Origin of the sequence: Venatoribacter cucullus (assembly GCF_016132445.1) — a bacterium.
GTDB classification, from domain to species: Bacteria; Pseudomonadota; Gammaproteobacteria; order Pseudomonadales; family Oceanobacteraceae; genus Venatoribacter; species Venatoribacter cucullus.
Window position 1 is genome coordinate 846,744 of record NZ_CP046056.1, and the last position, 26,899, is coordinate 873,642.

26 protein-coding genes and 3 pseudogenes are annotated in these 26,899 nt (G+C 46.5%); 21 read left to right on the forward strand and 8 right to left on the reverse strand.

Going from position 1 to position 26,899, the window contains the following annotated elements; genetic code table 11:
* Window positions 1–53: 53 nt before the first annotated feature.
* The 21 genes and pseudogenes from GJQ55_RS04135 (at window position 54) to GJQ55_RS04220 (ending at window position 17,714) form a co-directional block, all read left to right on the forward strand.
* A complete protein-coding gene (locus GJQ55_RS04135; RefSeq protein ID WP_228346252.1) occupies window positions 54–1,595 on the forward strand; it encodes an MATE family efflux transporter in 1,542 nt (513 codons plus the stop codon).
* 25 nt (window positions 1,596–1,620) lie between these two features.
* Window positions 1,621–1,686: pseudogene (locus GJQ55_RS13435) on the forward strand (4Fe-4S binding protein); the annotation flags it as partial.
* A gap of 9 nt (window positions 1,687–1,695) precedes the next feature.
* A complete protein-coding gene (locus GJQ55_RS13365) occupies window positions 1,696–2,256 on the forward strand; it encodes a coenzyme F420 hydrogenase/dehydrogenase beta subunit N-terminal domain-containing protein (RefSeq protein ID WP_267874246.1) in 561 nt (186 codons plus the stop codon).
* Window positions 2,253–2,990 (forward strand): Coenzyme F420 hydrogenase/dehydrogenase, beta subunit C-terminal domain, encoded by a 738-nt coding sequence (locus GJQ55_RS13370; RefSeq protein ID WP_267874247.1) that lies wholly within the window; start codon window positions 2,253–2,255, stop codon window positions 2,988–2,990. Before GJQ55_RS13365 ends, GJQ55_RS13370 begins: the two co-directional genes overlap by 4 nt.
* Complete coding sequence (locus tag GJQ55_RS04145; RefSeq protein WP_228346253.1) at window positions 2,987–4,111, forward strand: polysaccharide pyruvyl transferase family protein; 1,125 nt, start codon at window positions 2,987–2,989, stop codon at window positions 4,109–4,111. Before GJQ55_RS13370 ends, GJQ55_RS04145 begins: the two co-directional genes overlap by 4 nt.
* Window positions 4,112–4,474: 363 nt before the next feature.
* A complete protein-coding gene (locus GJQ55_RS04150) occupies window positions 4,475–5,584 on the forward strand; it encodes an EpsG family protein (RefSeq protein WP_228346254.1) in 1,110 nt (369 codons plus the stop codon).
* 2 nt (window positions 5,585–5,586) lie between these two features.
* On the forward strand, window positions 5,587–6,570 hold the full coding sequence (locus tag GJQ55_RS04155) for a glycosyltransferase family 2 protein (RefSeq protein WP_228346255.1): 984 nt from the start codon (window positions 5,587–5,589) through the stop codon (window positions 6,568–6,570).
* A 79-nt stretch (window positions 6,571–6,649) separates the two neighbouring features.
* Complete coding sequence (locus GJQ55_RS04160) at window positions 6,650–6,883, forward strand: hypothetical protein (RefSeq protein ID WP_228346256.1); 234 nt, start codon at window positions 6,650–6,652, stop codon at window positions 6,881–6,883.
* Window positions 6,884–6,891: 8 nt separating this feature from the next.
* Entirely contained in the window at window positions 6,892–7,467 is a 576-nt protein-coding gene (locus GJQ55_RS04165) for a hypothetical protein (RefSeq protein WP_228346257.1), read from the forward strand.
* A pseudogene (locus tag GJQ55_RS04170) lies at window positions 7,457–7,612 on the forward strand (ISAs1 family transposase); the annotation flags it as partial. The gene GJQ55_RS04165 and the pseudogene GJQ55_RS04170, both read left to right, overlap by 11 nt.
* A 192-nt stretch (window positions 7,613–7,804) precedes the next feature.
* On the forward strand, window positions 7,805–9,073 hold the full coding sequence (locus GJQ55_RS04175; protein ID WP_228346258.1) for an adenine nucleotide alpha hydrolase family protein: 1,269 nt from the start codon (window positions 7,805–7,807) through the stop codon (window positions 9,071–9,073).
* A 17-nt stretch (window positions 9,074–9,090) separates the two neighbouring features.
* Window positions 9,091–9,876: a glycosyltransferase family 2 protein gene (locus tag GJQ55_RS04180; RefSeq protein WP_228346259.1), complete on the forward strand. Its 786-nt coding sequence runs from the start codon at window positions 9,091–9,093 to the stop codon at window positions 9,874–9,876.
* Between the two features lie 39 nt (window positions 9,877–9,915).
* A complete protein-coding gene (locus GJQ55_RS04185) occupies window positions 9,916–11,082 on the forward strand; it encodes a nucleotide sugar dehydrogenase (protein WP_228346260.1) in 1,167 nt (388 codons plus the stop codon).
* A gap of 205 nt (window positions 11,083–11,287) precedes the next feature.
* Window positions 11,288–11,455: pseudogene (tnpA, locus tag GJQ55_RS13440) on the forward strand (IS66 family insertion sequence element accessory protein TnpA); the annotation flags it as partial.
* A 150-nt stretch (window positions 11,456–11,605) separates the two neighbouring features.
* Window positions 11,606–12,550, forward strand: coding sequence for an IS5 family transposase (locus GJQ55_RS04190; RefSeq protein ID WP_228346261.1), 945 nt, complete (start codon window positions 11,606–11,608; stop codon window positions 12,548–12,550).
* Between the two features lie 88 nt (window positions 12,551–12,638).
* Window positions 12,639–12,899 carry a Rossmann-fold NAD(P)-binding domain-containing protein gene (locus GJQ55_RS04195; protein ID WP_228346262.1) on the forward strand — a complete coding sequence of 87 codons (261 nt, stop codon included), beginning with the start codon at window positions 12,639–12,641 and terminating at the stop codon, window positions 12,897–12,899.
* 6 nt (window positions 12,900–12,905) lie between these two features.
* Window positions 12,906–13,862 (forward strand): UDP-glucose 4-epimerase family protein, encoded by a 957-nt coding sequence (locus tag GJQ55_RS04200; protein WP_228346263.1) that lies wholly within the window; start codon window positions 12,906–12,908, stop codon window positions 13,860–13,862.
* Window position 13,863: 1 nt separating this feature from the next.
* Window positions 13,864–14,412 (forward strand): sugar transferase, encoded by a 549-nt coding sequence (locus GJQ55_RS04205; RefSeq protein ID WP_228346264.1) that lies wholly within the window; start codon window positions 13,864–13,866, stop codon window positions 14,410–14,412.
* Window positions 14,413–15,206: 794 nt separating this feature from the next.
* A complete protein-coding gene (locus tag GJQ55_RS04210) occupies window positions 15,207–15,716 on the forward strand; it encodes a TrmH family RNA methyltransferase (protein WP_228346265.1) in 510 nt (169 codons plus the stop codon).
* 427 nt (window positions 15,717–16,143) lie between these two features.
* Complete coding sequence (locus GJQ55_RS04215; RefSeq protein WP_228346266.1) at window positions 16,144–16,422, forward strand: transcriptional regulator; 279 nt, start codon at window positions 16,144–16,146, stop codon at window positions 16,420–16,422.
* Window positions 16,419–17,714: a type II toxin-antitoxin system HipA family toxin gene (locus tag GJQ55_RS04220; protein WP_228346267.1), complete on the forward strand. Its 1,296-nt coding sequence runs from the start codon at window positions 16,419–16,421 to the stop codon at window positions 17,712–17,714. The genes GJQ55_RS04215 and GJQ55_RS04220 overlap by 4 nt, the downstream gene beginning before the upstream one ends.
* A gap of 440 nt (window positions 17,715–18,154) precedes the next feature.
* On the opposite strand, the gene GJQ55_RS04225 is transcribed toward GJQ55_RS04220, so the two are convergent.
* From GJQ55_RS04225 to GJQ55_RS04260, 8 genes are all read right to left on the reverse strand, one after another.
* Window positions 18,155–19,405, reverse strand: a complete 1,251-nt coding sequence (locus GJQ55_RS04225; RefSeq protein WP_228346268.1) for an ABC transporter ATP-binding protein — start codon at window positions 19,403–19,405, stop codon at window positions 18,155–18,157.
* The gene (locus GJQ55_RS04230) at window positions 19,405–20,190 is read right to left on the reverse strand and encodes an ABC transporter permease (protein ID WP_228346269.1); all 786 of its coding nucleotides are present in this window, start codon (window positions 20,188–20,190) and stop codon (window positions 19,405–19,407) included. The genes GJQ55_RS04225 and GJQ55_RS04230 overlap by 1 nt, the downstream gene beginning before the upstream one ends.
* Window positions 20,183–21,034 (reverse strand): class I SAM-dependent methyltransferase, encoded by an 852-nt coding sequence (locus GJQ55_RS04235; protein WP_228346270.1) that lies wholly within the window; start codon window positions 21,032–21,034, stop codon window positions 20,183–20,185. Before GJQ55_RS04235 ends, GJQ55_RS04230 begins: the two co-directional genes overlap by 8 nt.
* 226 nt (window positions 21,035–21,260) lie before the next feature.
* Window positions 21,261–22,112: a class I SAM-dependent methyltransferase gene (locus tag GJQ55_RS04240; RefSeq protein WP_228346271.1), complete on the reverse strand. Its 852-nt coding sequence runs from the start codon at window positions 22,110–22,112 to the stop codon at window positions 21,261–21,263.
* On the reverse strand, window positions 22,109–23,557 hold the full coding sequence (locus GJQ55_RS04245) for a glycosyltransferase (protein WP_228346272.1): 1,449 nt from the start codon (window positions 23,555–23,557) through the stop codon (window positions 22,109–22,111). Before GJQ55_RS04245 ends, GJQ55_RS04240 begins: the two co-directional genes overlap by 4 nt.
* The gene (locus tag GJQ55_RS04250; protein WP_228346273.1) at window positions 23,554–24,969 is read right to left on the reverse strand and encodes a glycosyltransferase; all 1,416 of its coding nucleotides are present in this window, start codon (window positions 24,967–24,969) and stop codon (window positions 23,554–23,556) included. The genes GJQ55_RS04245 and GJQ55_RS04250 overlap by 4 nt, the downstream gene beginning before the upstream one ends.
* A gap of 170 nt (window positions 24,970–25,139) precedes the next feature.
* Window positions 25,140–25,895 carry an enoyl-CoA hydratase/isomerase family protein gene (locus GJQ55_RS04255; RefSeq protein ID WP_228346274.1) on the reverse strand — a complete coding sequence of 252 codons (756 nt, stop codon included), beginning with the start codon at window positions 25,893–25,895 and terminating at the stop codon, window positions 25,140–25,142.
* A gap of 88 nt (window positions 25,896–25,983) precedes the next feature.
* Window positions 25,984–26,853 carry a LysR family transcriptional regulator gene (locus tag GJQ55_RS04260; RefSeq protein WP_228346275.1) on the reverse strand — a complete coding sequence of 290 codons (870 nt, stop codon included), beginning with the start codon at window positions 26,851–26,853 and terminating at the stop codon, window positions 25,984–25,986.
* Between the last annotated feature and the right edge of the window lie 46 nt (window positions 26,854–26,899).

The window sequence follows — 26,899 nt, forward strand, 5'->3', positions numbered from 1 at the left end:
AAGGGTATAAGAGAAAAGTTTTTAGGTGACAATTCTATGGGTGATAAACCACAGTGACTGTAGATACCTCAAATCAAAAATACAAACGTATGGCCAAAAATGCGGGGATGCTTTACATCCGCATGCTGTTGACAATGGCAGTGACTTTGTACACATCAAGGGTCGTGTTACAGACGCTTGGCGTTGATGATTTTGGTATTTACAGTGTGGTTGCTGGTTTTGTCACTATGCTGGGCTTCCTAAACAGCGCTATGTCGTCAGCTACTCAGCGCTTTCTTTCATTTGAGTTGGGTAAGCCAGGCGATAAAGATATGCGTGGAATATTCAGCATGAGTCTGAATATCCATGTCCTTATTGCTGTATTTGTGCTGGTATTGGGCGAAACTGTTGGGCTGTGGTTTGTAAAAACGCAAATGACCATACCTGCCGATAGAATGCTTGCCGCAGAGTGGGTATTTCACTTCGCACTGTTGTCATTTATGGTCACCATCGTGAGTGTGCCCTATAACGCCCTAATCATTGCTCATGAGCGCATGAGTGTCTTTGCTTGGGTCAGTATCATTGATGTAACGCTGAAACTGTTAATTGTGTTTATGCTCAGTTGGTTCGGCATGGATAAGCTGATCCTATATGCAGTACTCAGCTTGGCTGTAGTTTTTATCGTATTTATGGTGTATCGCAGCTACTGTAAAATTCGCTTTACGGAGTCTCGTTTTAGGCTGTATTGGGATAAACAGCTATTCAATATTATGCTCTCTTTTACCGGCTGGAGTCTATGGGGTAATCTTTCTGCTGTTATGACTGGTCAGGGAATAAATGTACTCTTAAATATTTTCTTTGGGCCAGTAGCTAATGCTGCTACTGCTATTGCTATGCAAGTCTCGGGTGCGTTAAACAGTTTTATAAGTAATTTGCAGGTGGCGATTAGCCCGCAGATTATAAAGTCTTATGCAACACAGGATATGGAGTATATGCATAAGCTTGTATGTAATGGCGCTAAGTATAGTTTTTTTGTATTGTTATTATTATCCGTTCCAGTATTAAATAATATGAGTTTTATTTTGTCAGTATGGCTCGGAAATGTTCCTGACTATACAGTTGTTTTTACCAGGTTGATTATATTGAGTATCTTGATTGAAAGCCTTTCTCGTACATTTATTACTGCTGCGCAAGCTACTGGGCGTGTTAAGCTTTATCAGTTTGTTGTTGGTGGAATATTACTCCTAAATATTCCAATTTCCTATGCTATTCTCAAGGCAGGAAGTGCACCTGAAGTAGTCTTTTATGTAACTATCTCTTTGTCAGTTTCCGCGTTGTTAGCAAGGATTCAATTAGCATCATCATTGATAAATATGAAAAAGCGCAAGTATATATTTGATACGCTAGTGCCTGTGATCGCTGTAGCATTATTTGTATTTCTTGCGAATAGATTTATTAATGATTTTTTTACTGCCTCACTCTTAGATTTTTTTCTTTCTACACTAGCATCAAGTTTTTTGATTGTTGTTGCAGTTTTTTTTGTTGGTTTAAAGCAAAACGAACGCGCTTTATTAGGTCGAATATTTTTAAATATAAAAAAAAGAATGTGGCAGTAATATGACAAGTAAATATTAAGTTATAGTGCAAGTTGTTGATAATGACATGTGCACAGGGTGTGGGCTTTGTACATATAAGTGCTCATCGAATGCCCTCTCTATGGGCTGGAATAAAGAAGGCTTTCTTGTTCCTGAGCTAACGGGGTCCTGTGATAACGATGCAGCTTGTATCAGTGTGTGCCCGTTTAATCCACTACCTCTTGAGCCTGTAAAAGATGAAACGGCGTTAGCTGAAATCTTTCTTACCGAAGGTACACAAACTGAAGAAAAGCTCGGCAGGCTGACCGGTATTTATGCTGCTTACTCAAATGAGTTCCGCGAAACTTCATCCTCTGGTGGTATTGCCACGTATGTATTTGATCAGTTGCTTGATAAAGGCATCATTGACCATGTGTTTTCAGTGCGTTCACCAAATGAAAGTGGCCCGCACTATGAGTACAAAGTCGCGAGTAATAAAACTGAACTAAGAGACTCAGCAAAAACAAAATATTATCCTGTGACCTTAGCAACGGTACTACCTGAATTAGAAAAGCTTGAAGGTAAGGTTGCTATTGTTGGTGTTGCCTGTTTTGTAAAAGCGGTACGGTTAGCGCAGCACTACGATCCAGTATTGAAAGAAAAAATCCCTTTTGTTGCTGGCATTATTTGTGGGGGGGGGTGAAAAGTAAATTTTTCACTGAGTATCTTGCTTCAAAAGCAGGAGCAGATCATGAGAATATTAAGTCACCAAACTTTAGAATAAAAGATGTAACAAGTACGGCTAGCGACTATGCATTTGGTTGCGAAGACGTTGCGAGTGACGATTATAAAAAGATAAAAATGCGCGAAGTCGGCGACATGTGGGGTACAGGTCTTTTTAAAGCCAATGCATGTGATTTCTGTGATGATGTTGTTACTGAGTTGGCCGATATCTCTTTAGGCGATGCCTGGCTTGAGCCCTATAGCAAAGACGGTCGTGGTACCAGTGTGATTGTAACCCGCAGTCCTTTGGCTGAAAGCATCATACAAGAAGGCGCTAACAGCTCGGCTATTGTTATTGAGCCTATCAGCCCAGACACCATGCGCGCTTCTCAGCAAGGCAGCTATAACCATCGCCACGACGGACTTTATGTCAGAGTAAAAGAAGCGCAGGCAATGGGTGTGGCTATTCCTGAAAAAAGATATGGAAAGAAGCCCGTCACGCTTGATGTGGCCTTAGTGCAAAAGCTAAGGCGCGTGACTCGACAAAAAAGCCTAGAAGTTTGGAGTCAGACACAAACAGCCGCTGAGTTTGATAAAGAAATGCAGAGTGCTTTATTTAACTTAAGAGTTGCAACAAAGATTACACATATTAGGCGCATGGGCTTTAAGCATTTTATACAACGGTTAACAGCACGAATTATGAGAGAAAAATGAAAATAGCAATCCTTACCCAGCCCCTACATACCAACTACGGCGGCAACCTTCAAAACTTTGCCCTGCAAAAAGTGCTTACAGACATGGGGCATGAACCGGTGACTATTGATAGGCACCATACTGTTAAGTTACGTACAAAACTAAAGCTAGGCTACTTTAAAAATTTGCTTATGCATTTTTTAAAAGGCACACCTAAACCACTATGGAAAAGCTACTTTTCTTCCAAAAAAGAGCAGGCGTATCTTCGCCAAGATATCACTGCTTTTATTGATACCTATATTAATAAAACGCCGCGTCTATATTCTAACGCCGCCGTTCATGCTGTATTCAAACAAAATAAATTTGATGCAGTGATCGTGGGCAGTGACCAATGCTGGCGTCCTAAATATTCGCCTAATATTTATACCTACTACCTAGACTTTCTGAAAGACAATAAAGAAATAAAAAAACTTGCCTATGCAGCGTCATTTGGTACAGACCAATGGGAATACACCGAAGAACAAACAGCGCGTTGCAAAAAGTTAATTCAACAGTTTGACTTAGTCACAGTACGTGAAAAAGCAGCCGTTAACCTTGTTACAGAAAAACTCAACAAAGACGCCGAGTTTGTATTGGACCCTACTCTTCTCTTAAGCAAAGAAGACTACATTGAATTATTTGTTGGAAAAAACTTACCAGACAATAAAGGAATATATACTTATATACTCGATGACAGCGACTGGAAAACCCAAGTAGTAGAAACTGCAAAAGAAACACTTGGCTTGCCGCAGTTTAGCAACCAGCACAATAAACACACCATAAACAGCGAAAAAATACCCAGCATAGAAAGCTGGATAAAAGGCTTTGCCGATGCAGATTTTGTTATAACAGACTCATTCCATGGCACGGTTTTCTCAATTATTTTCAACAAGCCCTTTATCAGCCTTGTTAATGTAAGCCGTGGTGCATCAAGGTTTGAGTCCATATTGGGTGAGTTTGATCTTATGCAAAGACTGGCCAGTGATTTTGATCAACAGTACATTGAAGCACTTATAGAAGAAGCTATTGCTTATGATGGCGTAAACCAGAAGCTGGACGCTCTGCGCAGTCATTCAAAAGAAGTACTTAAAAAAGCACTGTAAGCCATCGAAATCAAGCAGTAAGAAACGGCATTAAAACCTTGCTATCTTCATTCTTATTTCAAGCTTATTACTAGCCTGCAACAACCAGCGTTTACGTAGCGATGAGAGGCCGCTGCCTACTAGATAGATATAGTTATAGCTACAAAGCCTCATTGCATCAATAAGCCGTTTGCTACGGAAGCATTATGTGTATGTTTGTGAGGCGTTGGGGGATGGGAAGTAAAATAGCTGAGCCTTTATAATATCTGGCTTACGGTGCTGTATAATCCAGCACATATATTCTTGCTGATGTAAGTTGTTTTGAAATATTAAACATAAATATTTTTAGCTGTTCGCACAAAATTTAAAAAAGTAAAATAACTAATGGCAACCGTAATTTTTTATAACTTTATACTACTTAGCAGCACTTTTTTTGTGTGGGCAAGCGAGAAAGGACGCACGCGATTTGACCGCTGGTTTCTGCTAGGTATCGCCTTTTTGCTTGTGTTTGTGCCTGCGGCAATACGTTATGACATAGGTACAGACTATGTTAATTACTTAGCAATATATGAAGGCACGTCAGCTACAAAAACACTTGAGCCTTATAAGTTTAAAGAGCCTTTATTCTACTTTGTTAATTGGTTTTACCAAAGTATTGACGCTCATTTTCAATGGGTGTTTGCCACATTCGCTTTTATATTTACGGCTGTAGCTTTTAAAGCATACCCAAAAAAGAATGCTTGGTTACTGCACTTCTTGTTTTTTTCGATGTTGTGGTTTTTTAGCTTTAATGGTATTAGGCAAGCAATTGCCTTGTCATTTTGTTTGTTAGCTTTATTTAATTATTTTGATAAACGTTACTTATGGTTTGCTTTTTTAACTGTTCTTGCTTCTTTCTTTCACCAAAGTGCTCTACTAATAACCTTAGCAGGTGTTATTGCATTAATACCCTTGCCAAATTTTTTGAAAAACAAGGTTTCACCTTTGGTTATTTTAGGCGTGTTAGCAATTGCTTTATTTTCTACGAGTCTTCTACTTAGTTATATGGAACAAATTTTAAATTTAATAGGCTTAACAAAATACGCTAATTACTTTAATAGCACTAGGCACTTTATTCCAAGAGGTTTTGGCACGGGCTTGGGTGTGCTGGCTAAAGTGTTATTCTCTATTTTTATAATATCTAATATTAAAAGCTTTGTTGACATCAATAAAAACTACTGGTTATTAATAATTTTAATAGCCCTTTATGCTTTAGGTGTAGTGCTTGCAAATCAAATTATTATATTTGGTAGGATGGCAGACACTTTTGTGGTTGCGCAAATTTTGGGCGCATATTTGCTGTGGACATTACCCCGCAATAAAAAACTTAATAGACTGGTAGTTAGTATATTCATGCTATTTCTTATCTTGTCTTTCACTAAAGATGGGTTTGGTATTGAAACCAGTTACGCAGACCCAAAACGTAACCCTTATCAAACTATTTTCTCAGAGTAAAAATGTCTAATAATCCTAAAATATCTGTAATTATCCCCGTTTATGGGGTTGAAAAGTACATAGCAAAGTGTATCGAAAGCATTAAAAATCAAAACTTTACTAATTTTGAAGCGATTTTAATTAATGACGGCACTAAAGATAATTCTGTAGCAGTTGCAGAAGATGCGATTGCTGGCGATGAACGCTTTATCATATTACATAAAGAAAATGGCGGCCAAGGTTCTGCTCGTAACCTGGGTTTAGACAATGCACGTGGTGATTATATTGCTTTTATAGATAGTGATGATTGGGTAGAACCACGTTACTTACAAGCTATGTATGAAAAGATAACTGAAGAAGATGCAGATATTTGTACTTGTGATGTTAGGCTTTTGAGTCCTGAAGGTTCTTTAGAGAAGGAATTCGTTAGTTTGGTTGATAAATATAAAGAAACAAATGATATTTTAAACTCGGGCTTTTTTATATCTAACTGGTTTTGGGATAAGTTATATAGAAAAAATGTTTTTTCTCATCATAGATTTGATTTAAATGTAAGAACCTTTGAAGATGCTCATCTTTTGTTCCGTGTTGTATATGGAAATAAATTAACCAGTGTGCATGAGTATTTGTATAACTATATTCAGCACCAAGGCTCAACCAGTCATGATTTAAAGCCAAGCTATTTACAAGATAGAGTGGCTGTTAAAAACAAACAATTAGAATTTGCAAAAGAACATGGTGTTGATGATGCTAAATATCTTCTTCATGTGTATTTAAAAACCTTTATTTATTTCTGTATTAAAACATTTTCACGCTATTCCAAAAACTATTCAGAAGATATTAAAAAACTTAAAGTTGAAATAGACGCTGATAAATTTACTTTTAAAAATATTTTTTTCATGATTAAAAAAGAAAAGAAGGCAGGTTTATCTTTACTGCTTTTTAAAATATCCCCCCAAGCTTTTAGGCTGTTTGCCCGCTTTTGGTTTAGAAACCACGCTGCTTAGATATATTATTAAAATGAAGCTCATCTCCTATTAGATCAACTCAGGCAACAGCCCTAAAGAAATACACACGGATGATGGTATGGTGTTAATCGTTGGTTATTACAACCATAAAAACCAGCATGCAAAAGGCGAAAAAGCCTTAGGCGCACACTGGGGGGATTATCCGCAATCAAGAGGTGTGCTAAGCCCTTGTGTTATACCTGCTTCTACTAGAAGCGCTATTTTATCGGGCTTGTTACACCAAGCGGTATTGAGCAAAAAGCAGGTGCAAATAATGCGCATCACTGAAGCTTTAGCATTTTTTAACACCTAGAAAACATAATGATTAATCTTTCTATAAACCTTCAAAACTGCTACGGAATCCCCAGTCTAGATTACGAGTTTAAATTCGCTAACCAAAACCACAAAGGAAGGCGTATTGAACAAGCCTATGCCATTTATGCCCCTAACGGTTTAATGAAAACCTCTTTTGCTAAAACTTTTACCGATTTGGCAGGTGGAAAGCAGCCTAAAGAAGAACGCTTTAACCGAACATCAAGTGCAGTGGTGTTGTGGGATGGTGCTGCAATTCAACCAGATCAGATTTATGTTTTAGATTCCGAGGTGGATATATCTACTCGTACAGAGGCAATGACTAGTTTACTGGTTAACCAAGCCCAAAAAGCTGAGTACGACAAATTAGTAAAGGAGCTTAATGCACTGCAAGATAAGTTAAAAACTGAATTGCAAAAAGCATCAGGCGTTAAAAAAAACGATGTGGCATCTACTTTATGTAAAGATATGAACACAGGCCGAGATTTTATTGCCGCTGTGCAGGCTGCGTTAAAAATAGAGTTAGACAATGACTGTGCGGCATTTAAATACCAAGATATTTTTGAACCAGACGCAAGCGGGTGAAAACTTCGCTGTGTTACGTCATATTGCATTGAATCTGCTTAACGCAGACACGAGTTTTAAAGCGGGCATTAAGCGAAAACAAAAACGGGCAGGACGAAATAACGATTACCTATTGCGAGTCCTTGCAGGGCAAGGGGTTTCGTAATCTTGCCCTGCCTATATTACCTAAAAATATTCACAGCTTTTTTCAGGAAAGGTTACGATGAAAATTTTATGCTAATCGAATTCTAGCGACATTTAAAGCTTGAAAAATTTTATAATTGATTGAATTTCATTTATTATGTGACTAGCCTTTACAATCAATAGCTAGTCTAATATTACCGGGAGCAGGTTTTAAATGAGTTTAACCTCCATGGAAGTCTCTACTTTTGCTCGGCATATGATTTGCCCTGAGCGTGTTCGAAATAAAAGCAGCGCTAACTTGAGTTCTCTTGGTTTGCAGGACTATGAAAGTTACCCCTATAAACACTTAAGTAATCATTACTCAGCCGATAGTTTGCCAACTACTGATACCCTCATAGAGAAAATTAAAGATACTTTAAAAGTTGTTATAGAATCAGGTAAAAAGCCACTTCTTCTTCTGAGCGATGGCAAAGACTCGATGAGTTTGGCTATTGCATTCCAGGAGCTAGGCGTATCAGTCACTACGCTTACATTTCTTAGAAAAGATGATTTGGAGTTGCGTGAATATATAAAAATATCAGCTGAAGAAATGGGGCATACTCCATTTTTCTTAGATGTTAACGATATACTTAGTACTTTTGATGAAAACTACTTTGTTAATGCTTCTAAACATCTTACTTATCCTGTAATGGATCAAGCGTTACTATTCTTTGTTTTTGGAATAAAAAAATTTTTTGAAGACCATTCAAAAAGAGCATCCGAATATGTGATTATTGATGGCATGGGAAACGATGAGACCTTTGGTCATTTGCCAACTGCACAACAACTAAAATCATTTAAGCTTTCCAAGGCAAAGCTTTGGAGATTAATACCACATTCGTACGGAAGCTTTAGATGGTACATAAGATCCCCTTTTGAATCGCATGGTGGTCTTTCAGCCCTTTCTTATTTTTTTCCAATTCCAAAAGCATACGATTTAAACAAATACTTCTCGTTCTTTAATGCATCATTGCTACCCCTAAAATTTGTTGATTTTAGAGCCTTCTCCAGAGGGCAGTATAATGATCGTCAATGCATGATGGGAAAAACTATGGTTGCCGCACGTGCCGCGGGGTCAGATGTATATTTTCCATGGGCTACTGAAAACTTAAGTCATTATGTGTTCAACTTACCAATAGTTAGTAAGTTTTGCTTCGAATCTTTAACAAACAAAATTTTGCTTCGTGACTTATTAAAAGAAAAAATAAACTGGGAGCAGAAAAAAAGAGGAGTGGATTTGTATTTTGATATTAATCCAGTGGACTTTAGTAACGGGGTAATTTCAAAAATCATCCCTGCTAAATTTGTACTCGCTATTGATAAGAAGCTAGCCCCAAGAGCCGTTAAACAACGCGCATACTTAGAGCTTTTGAATCTAATTGCATATTGTAAGTCCCGCGATTGGAATGAGAATATAATGAATGAAATTCTCTACGGAAATTAAAAAAGGCGGCTAGCAACTTGAATCTAATCAGTATTTCTATAATAACTCCTTCCTATAACTCTTCCTTACTTATTTCTAACACTATTAAATCTGTGTTAGCTCAAACAGTAACAGATTGGGAAATGATCATTGTCGACGATTGTTCCTCTGATAACTCCGTTGATGTGATTCAGTCTTTTGTAGATCAAGATCCGCGAATTAAGCTGATTCAACTGGCTGAGAACTCAGGCGCTGCTGTTGCCCGCAATACTGCAATCGAAGCTGCGAAAGGCCGTTATATAGCTTTCTTAGACAGTGATGATACTTGGTTGCCTAATAAGCTTGAAAAGCAAGTTGCGTTTATGCAAGAAAATAATTACCCATTTACTTACGCTGCTTATGACAAGGTGAATGAATCTGACGAGGTATTTGGTAATGTTGGTGTGCCAAGTAAAGTAGCTTACTCAGATTTACTTAAATCCTGCTCGATAGGCTGTTTAACTGCTATTTACGATACTGAGTATTTTGGCAAAGTTTATATGCCGCTAATAAGAAAGCGTCAGGATTTAGGACTGTGGTTAAAACTACTTAAGAAAACTAAGTATGCCTATGGTCTTAATGAGACATTAGGTTTGTATAAAGTACGTTCAGATTCAATTTCAGCGAATAAAAAAAGTGCTGCTTTGTTTACTTGGCGCTTATACCGTGAAGTTGAGCAAATAAACTTGCTTAAATCAATTTATTATTTCTCACACTATGCTGTTCGCGGCTTGTTACGTACAAAATATCCAGGCGTTGCTAGAGCCTTAGGCATTTTGAAGTGATTATATTGTGTATACCAAAGTTAATTTAAGGAAGTTGATATGAAAATCGCTATTGCCGGTACTGGTTATGTGGGGCTATCTAATGCTGTTTTATTAGCTCAGCACAATGAGGTGATAGCAGTAGATATCATTGCTGAAAAAGTTCAACAGCTTAATGCTGGCCAGTCACCGATTGAAGACAAAGAAATCCAAGCTTTTTTAATTGAAGGCAATCTTAATTTTACTGCTACGCTCGATGGCGCTACTGCTTATGCAGACGCTGATTTTGTAATTATTGCTACACCTACCGATTACGATCCAAAAACTAATTACTTCAATACCAGCAGTGTCGAGACTGTAATTCAGGCAGTGCTAGCGGTTAATCCTAATGCTGTGATGGTGATCAAGTCTACAGTTCCCGTGGGTTACACTGAAGAAGCTAAACAGCGATTTAATACGCAGAATCTACTTTTCTCGCCTGAGTTTTTACGTGAAGGCAAGGCACTATACGACAACCTGCATCCATCACGTATTATTGTTGGTGAACGCTCAGCAAGAGCAGAGCAATTTGCTCAGCTATTACTACAAGGTGCAATTAAGAAAGATGTACCGCTGTTATTCACGGAAAGCACCGAAGCCGAAGCGATAAAATTGTTTTCTAATACCTATCTAGCTATGCGCGTGGCCTACTTTAACGAGTTGGACAGCTACGCCGAAGCTTATGGTTTAGACAGTCGACAAATTATTGAAGGCGTAGGACTCGACCCACGTATTGGCAATCATTACAACAATCCGTCTTTTGGTTATGGTGGTTACTGCCTCCCTAAAGACACCAAGCAGCTTTTGGCTAACTACGAACAGGTGCCTAATAATATTATTCGCGCAATTGTAGATGCCAACCGTACTCGTAAAGACTTTATTGCCGATGCGGTATTAAAGCGCAAGCCTAAAGTTGTTGGTGTGTATCGCTTAGTTATGAAAACCGGCTCTGATAACTTTCGAGCCAGCGCCATGCAAGGTGTGATGAAGCGCATTAAAGCGAAAGGCATTGAAGTGATTGTGTATGAGCCCGTACTCGATGAAGCGTACTTTTTTGGCTCAAGAGTGATTCGAGATTTATCCGCGTTTAAGCTAGAAGCTGATGTAATTATCTCAAATCGCTTGTCTATTGAGTTGGAAGATGTGGTGGATAAGGTTTATACCCGTGACTTGTTTGGTAGCGACTAAGGAAGGCTGTTTTGATTGGTACATGGACTAACGCTTTCTATTCAATTGCCCCCGATGCTTTTATACCCGCACAACGAGTCAGCTTCGGCACTTCTGGCCATCGCGGTTCTTCTTTAACCCAACCTATACAGCACGCTGATGCCTGTCTTTTTAAGGGAGGTATTGGATTATGAAATCAAAAGAGCGTCAGTAATTTTGGCGGCAGCACATTGAAACATGGCAGGCATCGGGTTTATCCGGAGCCGCTTTTTGTAAACAGTATGATCTGAACTATGCACAGTTTAATTATTGGCGACCAGCCAAGCAGATGCCAGAGATCTACTTGTACCGTATCGGCTGGCCAATTCAACCAGCAATTAATGTCTATAAATGATGGCAGCTTTGATTTAACTCGTATTAGAGAGATAAACAAACTTGCAAACTACCCCATAGCTAACAAAGATATAGCTAAGGAGACTCTGAATAAGTCCTCAAAATCAGCGATAATACGGCCATCGTCAACTGCATAGGATTCCGTGCTTTTATGGATCAGATCACTTTCTCCGAAGCCGAGTACCAGACCAAGAAGCGCAAGACACGTCGCGAGATCTTTCTGGATCGGATGGACAACCTGATTCCGTGGAATCAGCTGGAGAAAAAGGTAGCCCGTTATTATCCCAAGGGTCAGAACGGACGGCCTCCTTATCCTTTGTCTGCCATGCTGCGAGTTCACTGCATGCAGTTGCTCTATAACCTCAGTGATCCCGCCATGGAAGACGCCCTGTACGAGATCGAATCCATGCGCCAGTTTGCTGGACTGAAGCTGGATCGTCTGCCAGGCGAAACCACCATTCTTAAGTTCCGCCATTTTCTGGAGCAGCATGGCCTTGGCAAGGTACTGTTCAAAGAAGTGAATAAGCATCTTGAGAAAAACGGCCTGATGCTGCGTGAAGGCAGCATTGTCGGTGCCACCATCATTTCTGCACCGAGTTCCACCAAGAACAAGACCGGCCAGCGTGATCCGGAAATGCATCAAACCAAGAAGGGCAATGAGTGGCGCTTCGGAATGAAGATGCACATCGGCGTCGATGACACGCTGGGCCTCATCCACAGTATTGATACCACCGCTGCCAACGTGCACGACATTGTGCCCACGGACAAGCTGCTGCATGGTGAAGAGCAACGGGTTTTCGGCGATGCCGGCTACCTCGGTATTCAAAAGCGGTCTGAACATAAGCACCGCCAGAATGTATCGTGGTACATCGCTACGCGCCCTGGGGCACGAAAAACGCTGGATGCTGAAAAGCTTAAAGCCGAGAAAATCAAAGCCAGCGTTCGTGCCAAGGTCGAGCATCCATTCCGGTACATAAAGCAGGTCTTTGGCTACAGCAAAGTTCGCTATCGCGGCTTGGCCAAGAACAACAACCGGTTGCATTTGCTGGCCGCGTTCAGCAACCTGCTTATTGGTGGAAAATACCTTCTGGCATAGGGCCAGTGCGCCTGTTTTCCGCCAAAATGGCGGGGAATGGGCAAAAAATATGCAAGCAACGGGAAAATAGCGTCTGAATTTCATATTTTTGCCGGTTTATGCCGATGCTGGTGAAAATTGGCAGTTATTCAGACCTTCCCTGGATATGGTAAATGCCTTTGAATCGGCCAGTGGTGTAACAGTGCCTTACAAGTTGGTTGACCGCCGTGCGGGGGATATTGCGGTGTGTTATTCCAACCCGTCTAAGGCGTTTGCTGAGTTGGGCTGGCAGGCGCAGTTGGGGTTAGAACGGCTGATGGCCGATGCGTGGCGTTGGCAAAAAAATAATCCCAATGGTTACGGGAGTTAACCAATTATGAATACCGTTCTGCTGACAGGCTCTAGCGGCTTTGTTGGCTCTGCTTTATTGGCTGAACTTAAAAAGTTACCTGAGTTTCATGTAGTTTCTGCGGTTCGTTCTGCTGTTTCGCCTGCTTCCGATGATGTTGTTGTGGTTGGCAATATTGATGGCACTACGGATTATTCCTCGGCACTTAACGGTGTTGATGTAGTGGTTCACTCTGCTGCGCGTGCGCACATTATGCGTGATGAAGTAGCCGACCCACTGGCGGAATATCGTAAGGTAAACGTAGAAGGCACGCTGAACCTTGCTAAGCAGGCAATTGCAGCGGGGGTAAAGCGGTTTGTTTATATCAGTTCTATTAAGGTTAATGGCGAAAGCACAACCGGGTTGCCAGCCTTTATCGAGGCCGATGCAGCGAAACCGGAAGATCCTTACGGTGTTTCTAAGTACGAAGCCGAAGAAGGTTTGCGCTTACTGGCGCAGGAAACCGGTTTAGAGGTAGTTATTATTCGCCCGCCGCTGGTGTATGGGCCGGGTGTTAAAGCTAACTTTCTGAGTTTGCTTAAGTTATCAGCTACTGGGTTGCCTTTGCCTTTTGGAGCAGTGAATAACCACCGCAGTATGGTGTATGTGGGTAACCTGGTGAGTTTTATTATTCGCTGCATTCAGCACCCTATGGCTGCTAACCAAACCTTTTTGGTGTCGGACGGTGAAGATGTTTCACTGCGTAACCTGGTTACTTATATTCGCTTGTGCCTGGGCTGTTCGCCGCGTTTGCTACCCGTGCCGGTAGGGTTGTTTAAGCTGGCCGGTGCGTTAACGGGTAAGCGGGGTGTGGTGGATCGTTTAGTGGGTGATTTACAGGTCGATTCCTCCAAGGCCCGTACGTTGCTGGAGTGGGTGCCGCCGTTTACGGTAAGCCAGGGTGTTGAAGCGACTGTGGCCGATTTTATGAATAAGGACAAATAACGTGTTACGCATTTTTGATTTTACCTTTGCCCTGTTGGGGCTGGTGTTTGGTTTTCCGGTGTTGTTGGTTATTTATGTGCTGGGGTTGTTTGATACGGGGTCGCCGTTGTTTTGGCAGGAGCGGGTAGGGCGGAATAAAAAGCCGTTTACCTTGGTTAAGTTCCGCACCATGACGGTGGATACCGCGTCGGTGGCCAGCCATTTGGCCTCTACGGCGTCTATTACCCGTATGGGTGGTTTTTTGCGTAAAACCAAGCTGGATGAGCTGCCGCAGTTGTGGAATGTGCTGAAAGGTGAAATGAGTTTGGTTGGCCCGCGTCCGAATTTGTTTAACCAGGATGAGTTGATTGCCGAGCGTGATGCGCTGGGTGTGTATGCGGTTCGGCCGGGTATTACCGGGTTGGCGCAGGTGAATGAGATTGATATGTCGATGCCGAAGCTGTTGGCGGAGACCGATGCGAAGATGATAGCCGAGATGTCGGTGGGGAATTATTTCCGCTTTATTTTGCAGACGGTTACCGGGAAAGGGGCGGGTGATAGGGTTCGGTGATGGGCCGCCGCTGTGCGGCTGGCCTATTGCGGCCTTCGGCCGCTGGTATTGCAAGGGGAGGTATCCCCTTGAGAACCCCTCTGGCCCGCGTTTCAGCTTAACCTTGCTGAAAACAGCCGCCAACGGCCACGGATCGTAAGGCGCGTCGTGCGCCACGATCCTCGCCCGGTCCGTCCGGGCGGGCCTACCGGCTGTTTTAAGCTACGGGCTGAAACGAATGGGCCGGGAAAACAGTAGCGGCTGCGCCGGCTGTGTAGGAGTGACATTTTTGTCACGATTCGGGCCGGTAGGGCCGTTTATATTGGCCCGCCGTTGGCGGGCATCGCGGCAGGAATGCCGCTCGTACGGTTTTATCGCGGCAGGAATGCCGCTCGTACAGCGGGTAGGTTAAGCGTTAAGGGTTGGGCGTTCTGCGTGCTCGGGTTGTAGGAGTGACATTTTTGTCACGATTCGGGCGGCAGGGCCGTTTATATTGGCCCGCCGTTGGCGGGCATCGCGGCAGAAATGCCGCTCGTACATTGCTCGCGGAACCTTTAACGCCGAACTTTGAACGGCTAATCGATTGGGCCGGGAAAACAGTAGCGGCTGCGCCGGCTGTGTAGGAGTGACATTTTTGTCACGATTCGGGCCGGTAGGGCCGTTTATATTGGCCCGCCGTTGGCGGGCATCGCGGCAGAAATGCCGCTCGTACATTTTCATCGTGGCAGGAATGCCGTTTTTTTAAACCCGCTTCGGCGGGTTTTTGTGTTTTTATGGTCTGGTTTTTTAACAGTGTTTTTTTAACAGGGTTTTGCATGGTTACGCTGGGGTTAGTAAATCCGAAAGATGCCGCGAATGTGGGGTCGGTGTTGCGGGCGTTGGGTTGTTATGGCGCGGATGGGGTGGTGTATACCGGCACCCGTTACGATGTTGCGGCGCGGCATCATACCGATACCAAGAATCTGCGTGAGCAGGCGAATATCCGTAAGGTATCCGGTATGCAGGAGGCGCTGGCGCAGTTGCCGGCAGGTACGAAGCTGGTGTGTGTGGAGTTGGTGGTGGGGGCGGTGCCGTTACCGGAGTATCAGCACCCGCAGGATGCGTTGTATGTGTTCGGCCCGGAGGATGCCAGCCTGCCGGCCGATGTGGTGCAGGCGGCGGATGATGTGGTGTACATCCCGACGGTGGGCTGTATGAACCTGGCGGCCACGGTGAATGTGCTGTTGTACGACCGGCTGGCGAAGCTGGGGCCGGCGGCGGGTATACAGGCGGGGGATGCGTTGATAATGGCCAGCCGGGATAACCGGAATAGGTTAAGACGCTAAATGCCTGACGCTCGCTGCGCTGGACGGGAGACGGGAGACGGGAACGCGCAAGCAGCCCGCCGTTGGCGGGCATCGCGGCAGAAATGCCGCTCCTACAGTAAATTCGTTGGGCGTTGGGCGTGCTTGGTGTGTAGGAGTGACATTTTTGTCACGATTCGGGCCGGTAGGCTCGTTTATGCAGCGTTGATGTTTATTGGCCCGCCGTTGGCGGGCATCGCGGCAGAAATGCCGCTCGTACAGTAAATTCGTTGGGCGTTGGGCGTTGGGCGTGCCCGGTATGTTGCTACAACGCTCGCGGAACCCTCAACGCTGAACCTTGAACGGCTATTCGATTCGGGCCGGTAGGCTCGCCGAGTTCTGAATAAAAAAGACACCATTGTATCTTTTCGGCGTATAATTACGGCAATTTTAGATATTGGGGTGTCTTATGGTCTCGCTGCTCTCCGCCCATGATGTACAAACCGCACTGGCTGCTTATGTGCAGCAACGGCGCAAAGCCCTGAAGTGGTCTCGGGCTGAGTTGGCTGTACGCAGTACCGTGCCGGCCCCTACTATTAAAAAATTTGAAACCACGGGTCAGATTTCCCTGCGCCAGTTGTTACTGCTGTGGCAGTGCGTCGATAACCTGCAACGCTTGCATGCTCTTACACAAGAATCTGCGCAAAAAGCCATGCCGCGCAGTCTGGCTGAGGTACTGGCCGAATGAGTATGGAACCGATCCGGCAGTTAACCGTATGGCGCACGTTCAGTGATGGCCTGAAGGTTGCTGCGGGCGGCCTGGCGCAAAACCGGCAGGGCGTGTTTTTTCAATACAATGAAGCCTATTTGCAGCAGTACCCGGCGTTATCGCCGTTCACTCTGAAAACCGATTCCAGCGTTCAGTTGGCACCTGCGCAACCTCACGCTGGTTTACATGGCGTGTTCGCCGACTCTTTGCCCGATGGCTGGGGCTTATTGCTGATGGATCGGGTGTTTCGTCAGCATGGCATGTTACCCGCACAGGTAACTGCTATGGATCGGTTAGCCTTTGTCGGTAACAGCGGTACCGGTGCCTTAAGTTATACCCCCGCAACCCCTATTGCCCCGGCAGCAGACCAGCAGCCGGTTGATATCGCTAACCTCGGCTTGCAGGCTCAGGCGGTATTTGATGGACAAACGACCGATGTCCTGGCCGAATTGGTGGCGGCTGGCAGTTCTGGCGGTGCTCGCCCCAAAGCCCAGCTGTACTTTGCTAAGGGGAGCGAACAGGTCTGCCGTACCCGCCCGCTTGCTGGCGATGAGGCCTGGCTGGTGAAATTCACCTCGGCCAATTTACCCCTGGGCCATGAAGAGGGGCTGTGTGAAGCCACTTATTTAACGCTGGCCCAGCGGGCGGGGTTGCAGGTTCCCAATTGGCGTTTATTACCAGCGCCGCAAGCTTCCGGGGCACAAGCATGGCTTGCTGTGGAGCGGTTTGACCGGGTATGGCGGCCAGACGATGTGCCAGGCAGTTTGCATCTGCACAGTGCTTGCGGTTTGCTGGATGCCGATTTTCGTACTCCCAGCCTGGATTATCAGGATCTCATTAAAGCCAGCAGCCAGTTGTGCCGTAGCGTAAAAGCCGCGCAGCTGCAGTTTTTGCGCGCCGTTTTTAATTTGTTCGCTCTGAACCAGGATGACCACAGCAAAAACTGGGCGTTTCTGCAGATGGATAACGGCGACTGGCAGCCGGCTCCGTTCTACGACATTACCTTCAGCCCTGGCCGCTTTGGTGAGCACAGCACCGCTTATGCCGGTTACGGTAAAAACCCGCCGTTAAAAGCCCTGCAACGTCTGGCTGCCGAAGCAGGCTACGCCGACTGGCAACAAGCCCGCCAGCAAATCAGCGGTGTTTTGGCGGCGCTGGCAGGTTTTTCTGATGTTGCTAAGGCGTTGGGCGTCAGCCCGGAAACTACCCGGTTAATACAGCAGCAGCTGAATCAGCAGTACCAATACCTGCGTGCTGGGCTGGATGTCTGATGCTTGTTGCCTGAAGCTCGCTGCGCTGGATGGGAGACGCTGCTGTCGTGGGGTGTTGAGGGTTAGGCGTTGGGCGTGCTCGGGGTGTAGGAGTGACATTTTTGTCACGAATCGGGCTGCCAGGCCCGTTTATGCAGCGTTGCTGTTCATTGGCCCGCCGTTGGCGGGCATCGCGGCAGAAATGCCGCTCCTACATTGCTCGCTGAACCCTTAACGCCGAACGTCGAACTTTGAACGCCAAACCTTGAACGGCCAATCGATTGGGCCGGGAAAACCGTCAGGGACGCTGGGTTTTGTGGGATTAGGATTTTGTGGGAGCGGGAATCGCCATGGATGGTGTGAATGCCGGTTTTGCCGGAGCAAAAACCGGTCCATGCCCGCGAATCGGCCCTATAGGCCGCCTGGATAATAATCGGCCCCGCAGGGACCGATTATGCAAATCAGGAAGTAACGGGTACCCCGTTGGCCTTCTCTTGCTGAATATCCAGTGTGGCATCCAGTGATGCATAGCCAACAAAATCCGGCTTTTTAGTATTTATTACATGGAAGATAAGCGCAAAATCACGCCATTCGTAGTTCTTTTCAAGGTGAGAATCCAGCCGAGAAAGGCTTAACGCTACCGAATAGTTGCCTTTGCCGATATTGGCATTAAAGCTGTACCGGTATACTACTCTGTCGCCCGCTTTAAGGTTTGTTAACGGTCGATTGATACGATGGGTGTTTATGCCGTAAATAGCCTGGCCCATGCGGTCTTTAATCATAAAGCCGAGCACTAATCGGTCAATGTCCTGGTTAACGTCTGCCGTTATTTGCAGCGTGACGGCTGTTCCGGTTTCTATTACATCAACCTGCTTTCCGTCGGCATTCAGCAGTATCACATCTGCAATACTGGCTTCGCCTGTGCCCGAAATTGTACGGATTTTGTTGTCGGCCAGACGCTCCTGGCGAATAGTACTTTGTTCGCGTTCTGCAATCATGGCGCTGAAGTAGTCCATTACTTCTTCGGGCGCGCCTTCCATTTTCAGGCGGCCTTTATCCAGTAATATGGCGCGGTCGCAGATTGTTTGTATGGCTTGCCGGTCATGCGAAACAATTAACAGTGTGGTACCCAGTTTGCGGAACTCACGTATGCGGTCGAAGCTTTTATGCTGAAAGTAGGCGTCACCTACCGATAAGGCTTCGTCCACAATCAGAATATCCGGGCGCCTGGCGGTCGCTACGCTGAATGCCAGCCGCATCTGCATGCCGCTGGAATAGGTGCGCACAGGTTGATCCATGTATTCACCGATTTCGGCAAAAGCTTCAATATCGGGCATCAGCTGGTGCAGTTCTTCTACGGTCATGCCCAATAGCTGTCCGGCCATAAAGACATTTTGACGGCCGGTAAATTCGTGGTGAAAGCCCATGCCCAGTTCCAGCAGCGCTGCTACCCGGCCTTCAAAACGGATGTGGCCACTATTGGGTTGGGTTGTGCCGGTAATCATTTTAAGCAGGGTACTTTTGCCCGCACCGTTAACACCAATAATGCCCAGTGCCTCTCCAGGGTTAACCTGAAAATTAATATCTTGTACCACCCAGTGCAGCTGGTGGCGTGGGCCGGTAAAAGGGAGAAGCCATTCGGCAAGCCGTGACCAGCGGGTTGGGTATTGGCGGTAGGCTTTACCAAGATTTGTTACCTGAATTGTTCCCATCAGAGTTCATCCACCATTTCACCCGCGCGTTTGCGGAACATTGATAACGCCAGCAAACTTAAAACTATCGATACGACTGCCATTGGCCACAGTGAGTGCCATGCAGGCGCTACGCCTTGTACAAAGATCCCTTGATAGGCTTGTACCAGCGGAGTCATAGGATTCCATGCCAGTATGCTAGCAATGTTGTCTGGCAATATACTGGGTGGGTAGATAATAGGCGTAAACCAGAACCAGAATTGCAGCACAATCCCGGTTAGCTGGCCTACATCGCGAAAGAATACGTTCAGTATGCCCAGAATAATGCCCAGTGAGGCTGCAAAGATAACTTGTATTAATAGCACCGGCAGCATGGCCAATACCACCCAACCAGGAAAGTTACCGGTAATAACCAGAAAACCGATAAACAACCCAAAGATAATGGTGAAGTTAAGCAGGGCATTCAGTACCACGATAATAGGCAAACAAATGCGGGGGAAGCTGAGCTTTTTCAATAATGAGGCGTGCTCAAGAAATACCCCTTGGCTGCGTCCGATAATTTCGGCAAAAAGCCCCCAGGTAAGCAGGCCAGCACATAGGTAAATACCATAACCGAAATCGTTGGCAACACCGGGCAGTCTTGCTTGCATCAGTTGCGAGAAGATGACGGTGTAAACAATGATCATGGCCAGCGGGTTAAGAATTGTCCACACGGCTCCCAATAGCGAGTTGCGGTAGCGGGTCTGGAACTCCCGTTGTACGCTGCCTATAACGAAGCCCCGGTATTGCCAGAGGGATTTAAACATTGCGGTGGCCATGGTTGTTGAGGGCTAATTCATTTTGGGGCTTACGAGCAATGATGATCTGACTCTTCGGCATTGCATCATCCAGTGCTTTTTTGATTTTTTCACCGTCAGGCATTTTTAGTAGTGTTTCCCACGTGCTATTCCAGTATTTCAGCAAGGGGTGCAAGGGAGAATTCAGATCTTGGTTACAGGTCCAGAAAAAGGACCAGAAGATTGACCAATAAAATCCATAACTACTGCGCTTTTCTATAACTAATCCCGCGTCTGTAATAAGTTTAGAAAAATCATCGTTTGAGAAGATGTTTATGTGGAAAGGCTTTTCAAAATAAAGTGCAGGTGCTACTTTCTTCTGTACTTCTTCACTCAGCGGATCTGGAACACTCAATAAGTAGAGCGCCCCGGGCTTGCCGACACGAACAAGCTCTTGAATAAAGATGACCGGATTTTCTACATGCTCAATTACTTCAGTGCATACTATTCGATCAAATTTGTTATCAGATAGAGCTAAGGGGGCAGAGTTGCTTACTAAGCCATGGAGTGCTCGCGCCTTGCTATTTTTTAATCTTTCGAGCGTTGAATTAACCATTAATGGGTCAATGTCAACAAAAGTGATTTCCGCTCTCTGGTTGGCGCAGAAGTTAGAGTTTCCACCTTCGCCACAGCCAACATCCAAAACATGATGCTCGGGTTTTATATCGAAACCAGTAAATAGTTCATTGGTTTCATTTTGAAACCAGCCACTAAGGCAGGCGTCTTGTAAACTGCAGTCAGCAGATATTTCTTGCCCTGATGGCATTGTGGTGTCTTGTTTTCCGAACAGGTAGTTTTTGATACGACTCAGCATTTAGATTCCCGGTATTACTTTTGAATGATTTTATATTCGGATGTTGATGGTTTAATTTTCTGGTCTTGGTTCTCAAAACGCTCCGCTATGCGGGCGCCACGCTTGCGCAATGGCATTTCAATAAACCGATAGTTAAGCTCACTGGAAACGATAATTAAGATAGTGGCTGTAAGTAAGTAATGCCAGAATAAACTATTGCTTGGAACTTGTTCATTAAGTGGCTCGATTATGGCTTTCGGGCGATAACGATCTGGCTTTTGGGTAATGCCTCATCCAGCGCTTTTCGGATGGGTTCTGCTTCAGGAAGGCTAATGAGGCGATCCCATATTGAAGCCCAGTCATCTAGGATCGGATAAAAAGGCGGTTGAACACCGTTGTGAGAGGTTTCTCTGGCAGGTGTTTTTGCTGCTTTATCACAAGCCCACAACAGGCAGATCCAAATATTCCAGAAAAATCCATAGCCTGTATGGTCTATAACCTCAAGGCCAGCCTCTGTCACCAGATTGGCCAGTTTTTCTTTACTAAAAATATGAATGTGATTGGGTTTCTGAAAATATTCTGGTGGCGCAAAAGGTTTTTGCAGGTTTTCTGATGCTGCATCAGGAACCGAAATCAGATAGAGGGCGCCTGGTTTGCCAATACGCGCCAGTTCCGCCATAACAGCCGCCGGATCGTCTACATGCTCAAGCATTTCCATGGAGATAACCCGGGTGGCAAGATTGCTTTCCAGTGGCAGGGGCATGCAATTGGTTACAACGCCCTGGTGGCTACGGGCTGGTGTTTCTTTTACTTTTTCGGTAAGCCTATCAATGCTGTCCTGACCGATATCACAGTAAACAACGTGTGCTCCGGTTCTGGCGCAAAATAAGGTGGCACCACCGGCGCCGCAGCCTACATCCACTACGGTATCTCCAGCACTGATCGGAAAACCACGGAATAGTTCGTTCTGATCGTTCTGGTACCAGCCTGCTCTGACTGCATCTTTCAAACCAACATCGCGGGAGTCAGAAAATTCTGGGTTTAACTTCTTCTTTTCCCATTCTGCTAATGAGGGAACCTGTAGCCATGTTGGAATCATACGGGGAATGTCTCGTTAATGATTTGTTGTACCAGTTTGTTCAGCCGATTTTCAGCGATGTCTATTGAACAATGCTGCTGCATTTGCTGTATGGCTGCGTTGCTCATTTGCTGATATTTTTGCTGATCCGCACAGAAGCATTCATAGGCATCACGATAGGCCTTGCATAGCGATGTCCAATCAATTTGCTGGCGCAGGGTACGGTAGGCAACCCGTGGATCGTGTGGCCATGTGGTGGCATCGGCCCAGCTGTCAATAACGAAGGCAATGTCGTTATTAATGTAGTCGGCCAGGGCAGAATGGCAGGGCGCAACCGCCGGTTTGCCGCAGGATAAATATTCCATTAGAGGCAGGCATTGGCCTTCGCCGTACGAGGCATTAACGGTAAAGTGGCTTTGCTGCAGTAGGCTTTGGTAGGCATTGTTATCCAAAAAACCGTGCAGCAGTACAACACGGCAACGGTATGGTTCCAGTCTTGGGAAGGCCATTAATACATCATGCAACGCTTGCCGATGGTCGCGGTGCCCCAGTTTGAAAACCAATGTGGCATTGGGTTCATCTTTGAATGTATGGCAAAAGGCGGTGAGCATATCCAGCCAGTTTTTACGTCCGTCACGCGGGTTAAACAAGCTGGTAAACACCACACCGCTAAGCGTTAGTTGGCAATGGCCTGGCTCCCACGGGTTGGCACGTTGTGCCCAATGGTCAGGTGTTTTGCGCATCCATTTGGGCAATATGGGGGCTAGTACTTGCTGATACCAGGCAATTATATGTTCCAGTGTTATGCGTTTGGCGCTTTTTGGTGTGCGCTGAAAGCCGCGATTGAGATCAACCGTAATTTGTCCCCGTGCTTCAGCAACGGCGCGGATAATATCTTCTTCGGTTGGCAGCCAGCGGGTGAAGTCCGGATCGTGACTGTCAAAGATAATGCCGCGTTGCAGCTCAATAGGCTGGTTGTCTGCCATGGTTGCGCGGTTGCGGGTATTTTCCATGCGATCCCAGAGCGGTGCCGGAATATCAATAACAGGGAAATCCGGCCCCATCATTTGAGTTACAATATCGGCACTTTGACGAGAGTGGACAATAGCGCCGGCACATTGTTGCAGGCACCACTGCCAATTATGTTCTGGTCTGTCTGCCCACCAGGCTTCATTGGGCATGGTGGAAAATTCCCAGGCGAATACCGGAATGGTTGGGCACTGCAAGCCAAGGCAGGTGAGGTGTGGAGGCGAAAAACTTAAAAATACACAGTTTTGTCCGGCTGCTTGTGCCTTCTGGTACAGTGGGTCTACTTCCGTGGCCGGGTCTTGTACTGTCACTACCTCACCCAGTTTGTTCAGTAGTGGCAGGAACTCCCGCAGTACAAAATAGTAGCTGTATTCTGGCTCGCCGAAGTTTTGTACTACGGTTTCAGCGTTCATTGCTGAATAGACAATAAACTTCATTTTTTGCACCCGTTGAACAGATTCTGTAATGCCGTTACCACTGTGGGCAGGTCTGAAAATGTTTGCATTTCTGTCCAGGCGCGATGGGACATGTGTTGGTATTCCTCGGGTTGAGTCTGAGCCATCTGGTAACAGTGACGGTACCCTTCCATTAGCGATTGCCAGTTAATACGGTGACGGCGGCTGCATAACGTTCCGGCGGGGTCGTGTGACCAGCAAGCTGGTTCTTCCGAGCTTTTCACAACACAGGCAATATCTTCATTCAGATAATCCAGCATGGCGGTATGCTTTGGGGCCAGGGCGGGCTTGCCGGCCGACAGGAATTCCATTAATGGCAGACACAAACCTTCGCCGGTTGATGCATTTACGTAGAAGTCTGTTACCTGAATCAGGTTACGGTACTGTTCATCATCCAGATAGCCGTGCAACGCCACAACCCGGCATTGGAAAGGGGCCAGACGTGACAGCATGGTTAGCAGGAATATCCGGTAAGACTCCAGATCATGATGTGTCATCTTCAGAATCAGGGTGGCATCTGGGGTGTCACGAAATGCCCAGCAAAACGCAGTGACAATGTCGGTCCAGTTTTTTCGCCCATCAACCGGGCTGAACATGCTGCAAAAAACCACACCGTTAAGGGACAGCTGACAGTTATCGACGGGTTGAAGACCGGCCTGATTCGGCGCCGGCTGATTTTCTTCTGTTGCGTTGGCTGCGATGGCCTGGCTACGCTGGCGCAAAGCTTGTCGCCAGCTGCGCAATAGCCGGTAGCTTTTTCTTAACGCACTGGGCTCGGCAGTGGGTTTTACTGCTTGGCTGGTTTGAGCCACAGGGCGGTGCATATGCTGTACCAGGCCATCGGCCGATAAACCCAACAGCGGGCTGTCGATAATATGGCCGCTGAGTGAGAATACTCGTTCAGCTTGTATGGGCAGCCAGCCTTCGGCAGGGTGCAGATTCTGAAACTGCGGCCAAACCGGTGCCGGTAAGGCTATTACTGGGTAGTCCTCCCCCATAAGGTTGCGCACCGCTTGAGCAGACTCCTCGCTACAAGCAATAGCGCCGGCAATGCGGCTGAACACATAGTGCCAGTCGTTAGCGGGATTATTTTCCCAGGCCTTGTTCGGCGTATCGGGAAACTCCCAGGCGAACAGGCATACCGTTGGGCACTGCAGGTCGGTTGGGGTTTGTTGCGGAGGACTGATGCTCAGGAATATAACCTGTTCGCCAGCATCTCTGTGCTGTGCGAACAGCGGGTCTACTTCAGCAACCGAGGACACTTCAATGACCTGTCCAATTTGCTGCAATGCCGGCATAAAAAGCTTCAGTAGAAAGTAATAGCTGTATTCTGCTTTGCCGAGTGACGCCTGAATGCTGCTTCCGGTCACTTTGGAGTTTACGAGGATGATCATTTTATTTTTTATGCGTCCTTATGAGCACACGCAGTAACGCTATATGTGATGTACGGCGGATTGCTGCTCTTTTTAGGGGGCACATCTAACCAATATTTATTGGGTGGTGCAATAGATGGCCCCGTTTGCTCCCGTCCGTTCGTCTGGCATTCAGCACTCCGTGCTGAACTTTACTTGCCGCCTTTCAGCACGTGGGTAATGCGCGCCTGGGTTTCCGGCGTGCGCAGCAGGTCGGTAAATAACGCCAGCTCAGCTTTGACCGCGCGGTTAACGCGTTCGTGGTGCCCTTCGGCTTTGGCCAGTTTTTTAATGGCACGAATAGAACCCTGCGAGTTTTTTACCAGTTCGCGGGCGGTGTTCATGGCGGTTTCCAGTGCTTTACCATCTTCGACAGCAGCGTTGATTAAGCCCCATTTTTCCGCTTCAGCAGCGGTGAAGAAGCGGCCGGTGTACAGCAGTTCGTTGGCGTGTTTGGGGCCAATGGCTTCGCTTAACAGCACCGAGCAGGCGCCTTCAGAGGTGACGCCGATTTTGGCGAACGGCAGGCTGTAGCGGATGCTGTTGCCGGCGTAGGCGATGTCGGCGTGCAGCAGCATGTTGCAGGCAATGCCAATGGCCACGCCTTCCTGGGCCAGAATCAGCGGTTTATCCAACCCGGCCAGAGCGTCAAAAATATCAATCACGCATTGATTCAGGGCTTGCAGGTCGGCGCCCGGCAGAAGGTCGCTGAGGTCATTACCGGCACTGAAACGGCCTTCGGCGCCGGTCATTACTATTACGTTTACCGCGTCGTCGGCGTTGCTTTTGTGCAGCGCGTCGATGATGTCGTAATACGTTTGGCGACGGATGGCGTTCAGCACTTTCGGGCGGTTAATGGTAATAACGGCGATGCCGTCTTCCTGCTGGTAGTGAATGTCCTGATACATGCGGATTCTCAGTCTGGTTTGTTATGGCTGGCATGATGGCAAACCCAAACCGACAGGGCAATGATCAAACCGCACAAGTCGCTTACCCTTAGCGGCTGCTCAGTAACTGCGCCAGTTCGCGGGTGGCGGGGCCGGCGCTGTCGGGGTGGGCTTCGATCAGGTGTAAATCCACGTAACGGGTGCCGTCCGGGGTCAGAGGAATAACTTTCAGCGTGCCGCGTTGCAGGTCGGTGGCAATCCAGTGTTCCGGTATCCAGGCAAAGCCCAGCCCGCGCCGCACAATGTTCAGGCTGGTGCTGCTGTGGGTTACGGTCCAGCGCTGGTGCGCGCCCAGCCAGCCGGCATCGGTGCGTTGTTTGCGGCTGGAGTCGCGCAGTACCACCTGGCGGTGTTGGGTCAGATCGTCGTAGGTGACGTCGCGGCCCAGTTGCTGCAGCGGATGGTCGGGGGTGGTAACCGGCAAAAAGCGCGCCCGTTCAATATGCTGGCCATGCCAGCCTTTGGGCACGGTGGGGCTTATCAGCAGGTCAATACTGCCTTCTTCCAGCATGTCGATGCCGCCACTCAGTACGTATTCTTCCAGCTCGATACGGGTGTCGGGAAAGCGGCGGGAAAACTCTTCCAGTACGTCGAACAGCTGGTCGTAAGGGTAAATCATGTCCAGCGCCAGTCGCACTTTGGCTTCAATGCCGCTGCTGAGCGAGCTGGCAATGGCGTCGAGATTTTCGGCCTGGTCCAGCAGCTGGTTGGCGCGTTGCAGCAAAATGCGGCCATGTTCGGTCAGCACGGCTTTGCGGCCTTCCACTTCCAGCAGTTGTACGCCCAGCTGTTCCTGCAGTTTGTGTACGCCGTAGCTTATGGTGGACTGGCTTTTGAAGATGGCCTCGGCCGCTTGGGCGTAGCCGCCGTGCTCGACCACGGCTCTGAACATACGCCATTGTTCCAGGGTGGTTTTCATTGCCGCTCCTTGTGGTGCTGAGATTTGCGCCGGTTTTTCTTTGGGT

Excerpts from the sequence above, each read along its gene's own strand:
- GJQ55_RS13365 (WP_267874246.1), top strand. The coding sequence starts at position 1,696 with ATGGGCTGGAATAAAGAAGGCTTTCTTGTTCCTGAGCTAACGGGGTCC.
- GJQ55_RS04145 (WP_228346253.1), top strand. The coding sequence starts at position 2,987 with ATGAAAATAGCAATCCTTACCCAGCCCCTACATACCAACTACGGCGGC.
- GJQ55_RS04150 (WP_228346254.1), top strand. The coding sequence starts at position 4,475 with ATGGCAACCGTAATTTTTTATAACTTTATACTACTTAGCAGCACTTTT.
- GJQ55_RS04155 (WP_228346255.1), top strand. The coding sequence starts at position 5,587 with ATGTCTAATAATCCTAAAATATCTGTAATTATCCCCGTTTATGGGGTT.
- GJQ55_RS04160 (WP_228346256.1), top strand. The coding sequence starts at position 6,650 with ATGGTGTTAATCGTTGGTTATTACAACCATAAAAACCAGCATGCAAAA.
- GJQ55_RS04165 (WP_228346257.1), top strand. The coding sequence starts at position 6,892 with ATGATTAATCTTTCTATAAACCTTCAAAACTGCTACGGAATCCCCAGT.
- GJQ55_RS04175 (WP_228346258.1), top strand. The coding sequence starts at position 7,805 with ATGAGTTTAACCTCCATGGAAGTCTCTACTTTTGCTCGGCATATGATT.
- GJQ55_RS04185 (WP_228346260.1), top strand. The coding sequence starts at position 9,916 with ATGAAAATCGCTATTGCCGGTACTGGTTATGTGGGGCTATCTAATGCT.
- GJQ55_RS04190 (WP_228346261.1), top strand. The coding sequence starts at position 11,606 with ATGGATCAGATCACTTTCTCCGAAGCCGAGTACCAGACCAAGAAGCGC.
- GJQ55_RS04200 (WP_228346263.1), top strand. The coding sequence starts at position 12,906 with ATGAATACCGTTCTGCTGACAGGCTCTAGCGGCTTTGTTGGCTCTGCT.
- GJQ55_RS04210 (WP_228346265.1), top strand. The coding sequence starts at position 15,207 with ATGGTTACGCTGGGGTTAGTAAATCCGAAAGATGCCGCGAATGTGGGG.
- GJQ55_RS04215 (WP_228346266.1), top strand. The coding sequence starts at position 16,144 with ATGGTCTCGCTGCTCTCCGCCCATGATGTACAAACCGCACTGGCTGCT.
- GJQ55_RS04220 (WP_228346267.1), top strand. The coding sequence starts at position 16,419 with ATGAGTATGGAACCGATCCGGCAGTTAACCGTATGGCGCACGTTCAGT.
- GJQ55_RS04225 (WP_228346268.1), bottom strand. The coding sequence starts at position 19,405 with ATGGGAACAATTCAGGTAACAAATCTTGGTAAAGCCTACCGCCAATAC.
- GJQ55_RS04230 (WP_228346269.1), bottom strand. The coding sequence starts at position 20,190 with ATGTTTAAATCCCTCTGGCAATACCGGGGCTTCGTTATAGGCAGCGTA.
- GJQ55_RS04235 (WP_228346270.1), bottom strand. The coding sequence starts at position 21,034 with ATGCTGAGTCGTATCAAAAACTACCTGTTCGGAAAACAAGACACCACA.
- GJQ55_RS04240 (WP_228346271.1), bottom strand. The coding sequence starts at position 22,112 with ATGATTCCAACATGGCTACAGGTTCCCTCATTAGCAGAATGGGAAAAG.
- GJQ55_RS04245 (WP_228346272.1), bottom strand. The coding sequence starts at position 23,557 with ATGAAGTTTATTGTCTATTCAGCAATGAACGCTGAAACCGTAGTACAA.
- GJQ55_RS04250 (WP_228346273.1), bottom strand. The coding sequence starts at position 24,969 with ATGATCATCCTCGTAAACTCCAAAGTGACCGGAAGCAGCATTCAGGCG.
- GJQ55_RS04255 (WP_228346274.1), bottom strand. The coding sequence starts at position 25,895 with ATGTATCAGGACATTCACTACCAGCAGGAAGACGGCATCGCCGTTATT.
- GJQ55_RS04260 (WP_228346275.1), bottom strand. The coding sequence starts at position 26,853 with ATGAAAACCACCCTGGAACAATGGCGTATGTTCAGAGCCGTGGTCGAG.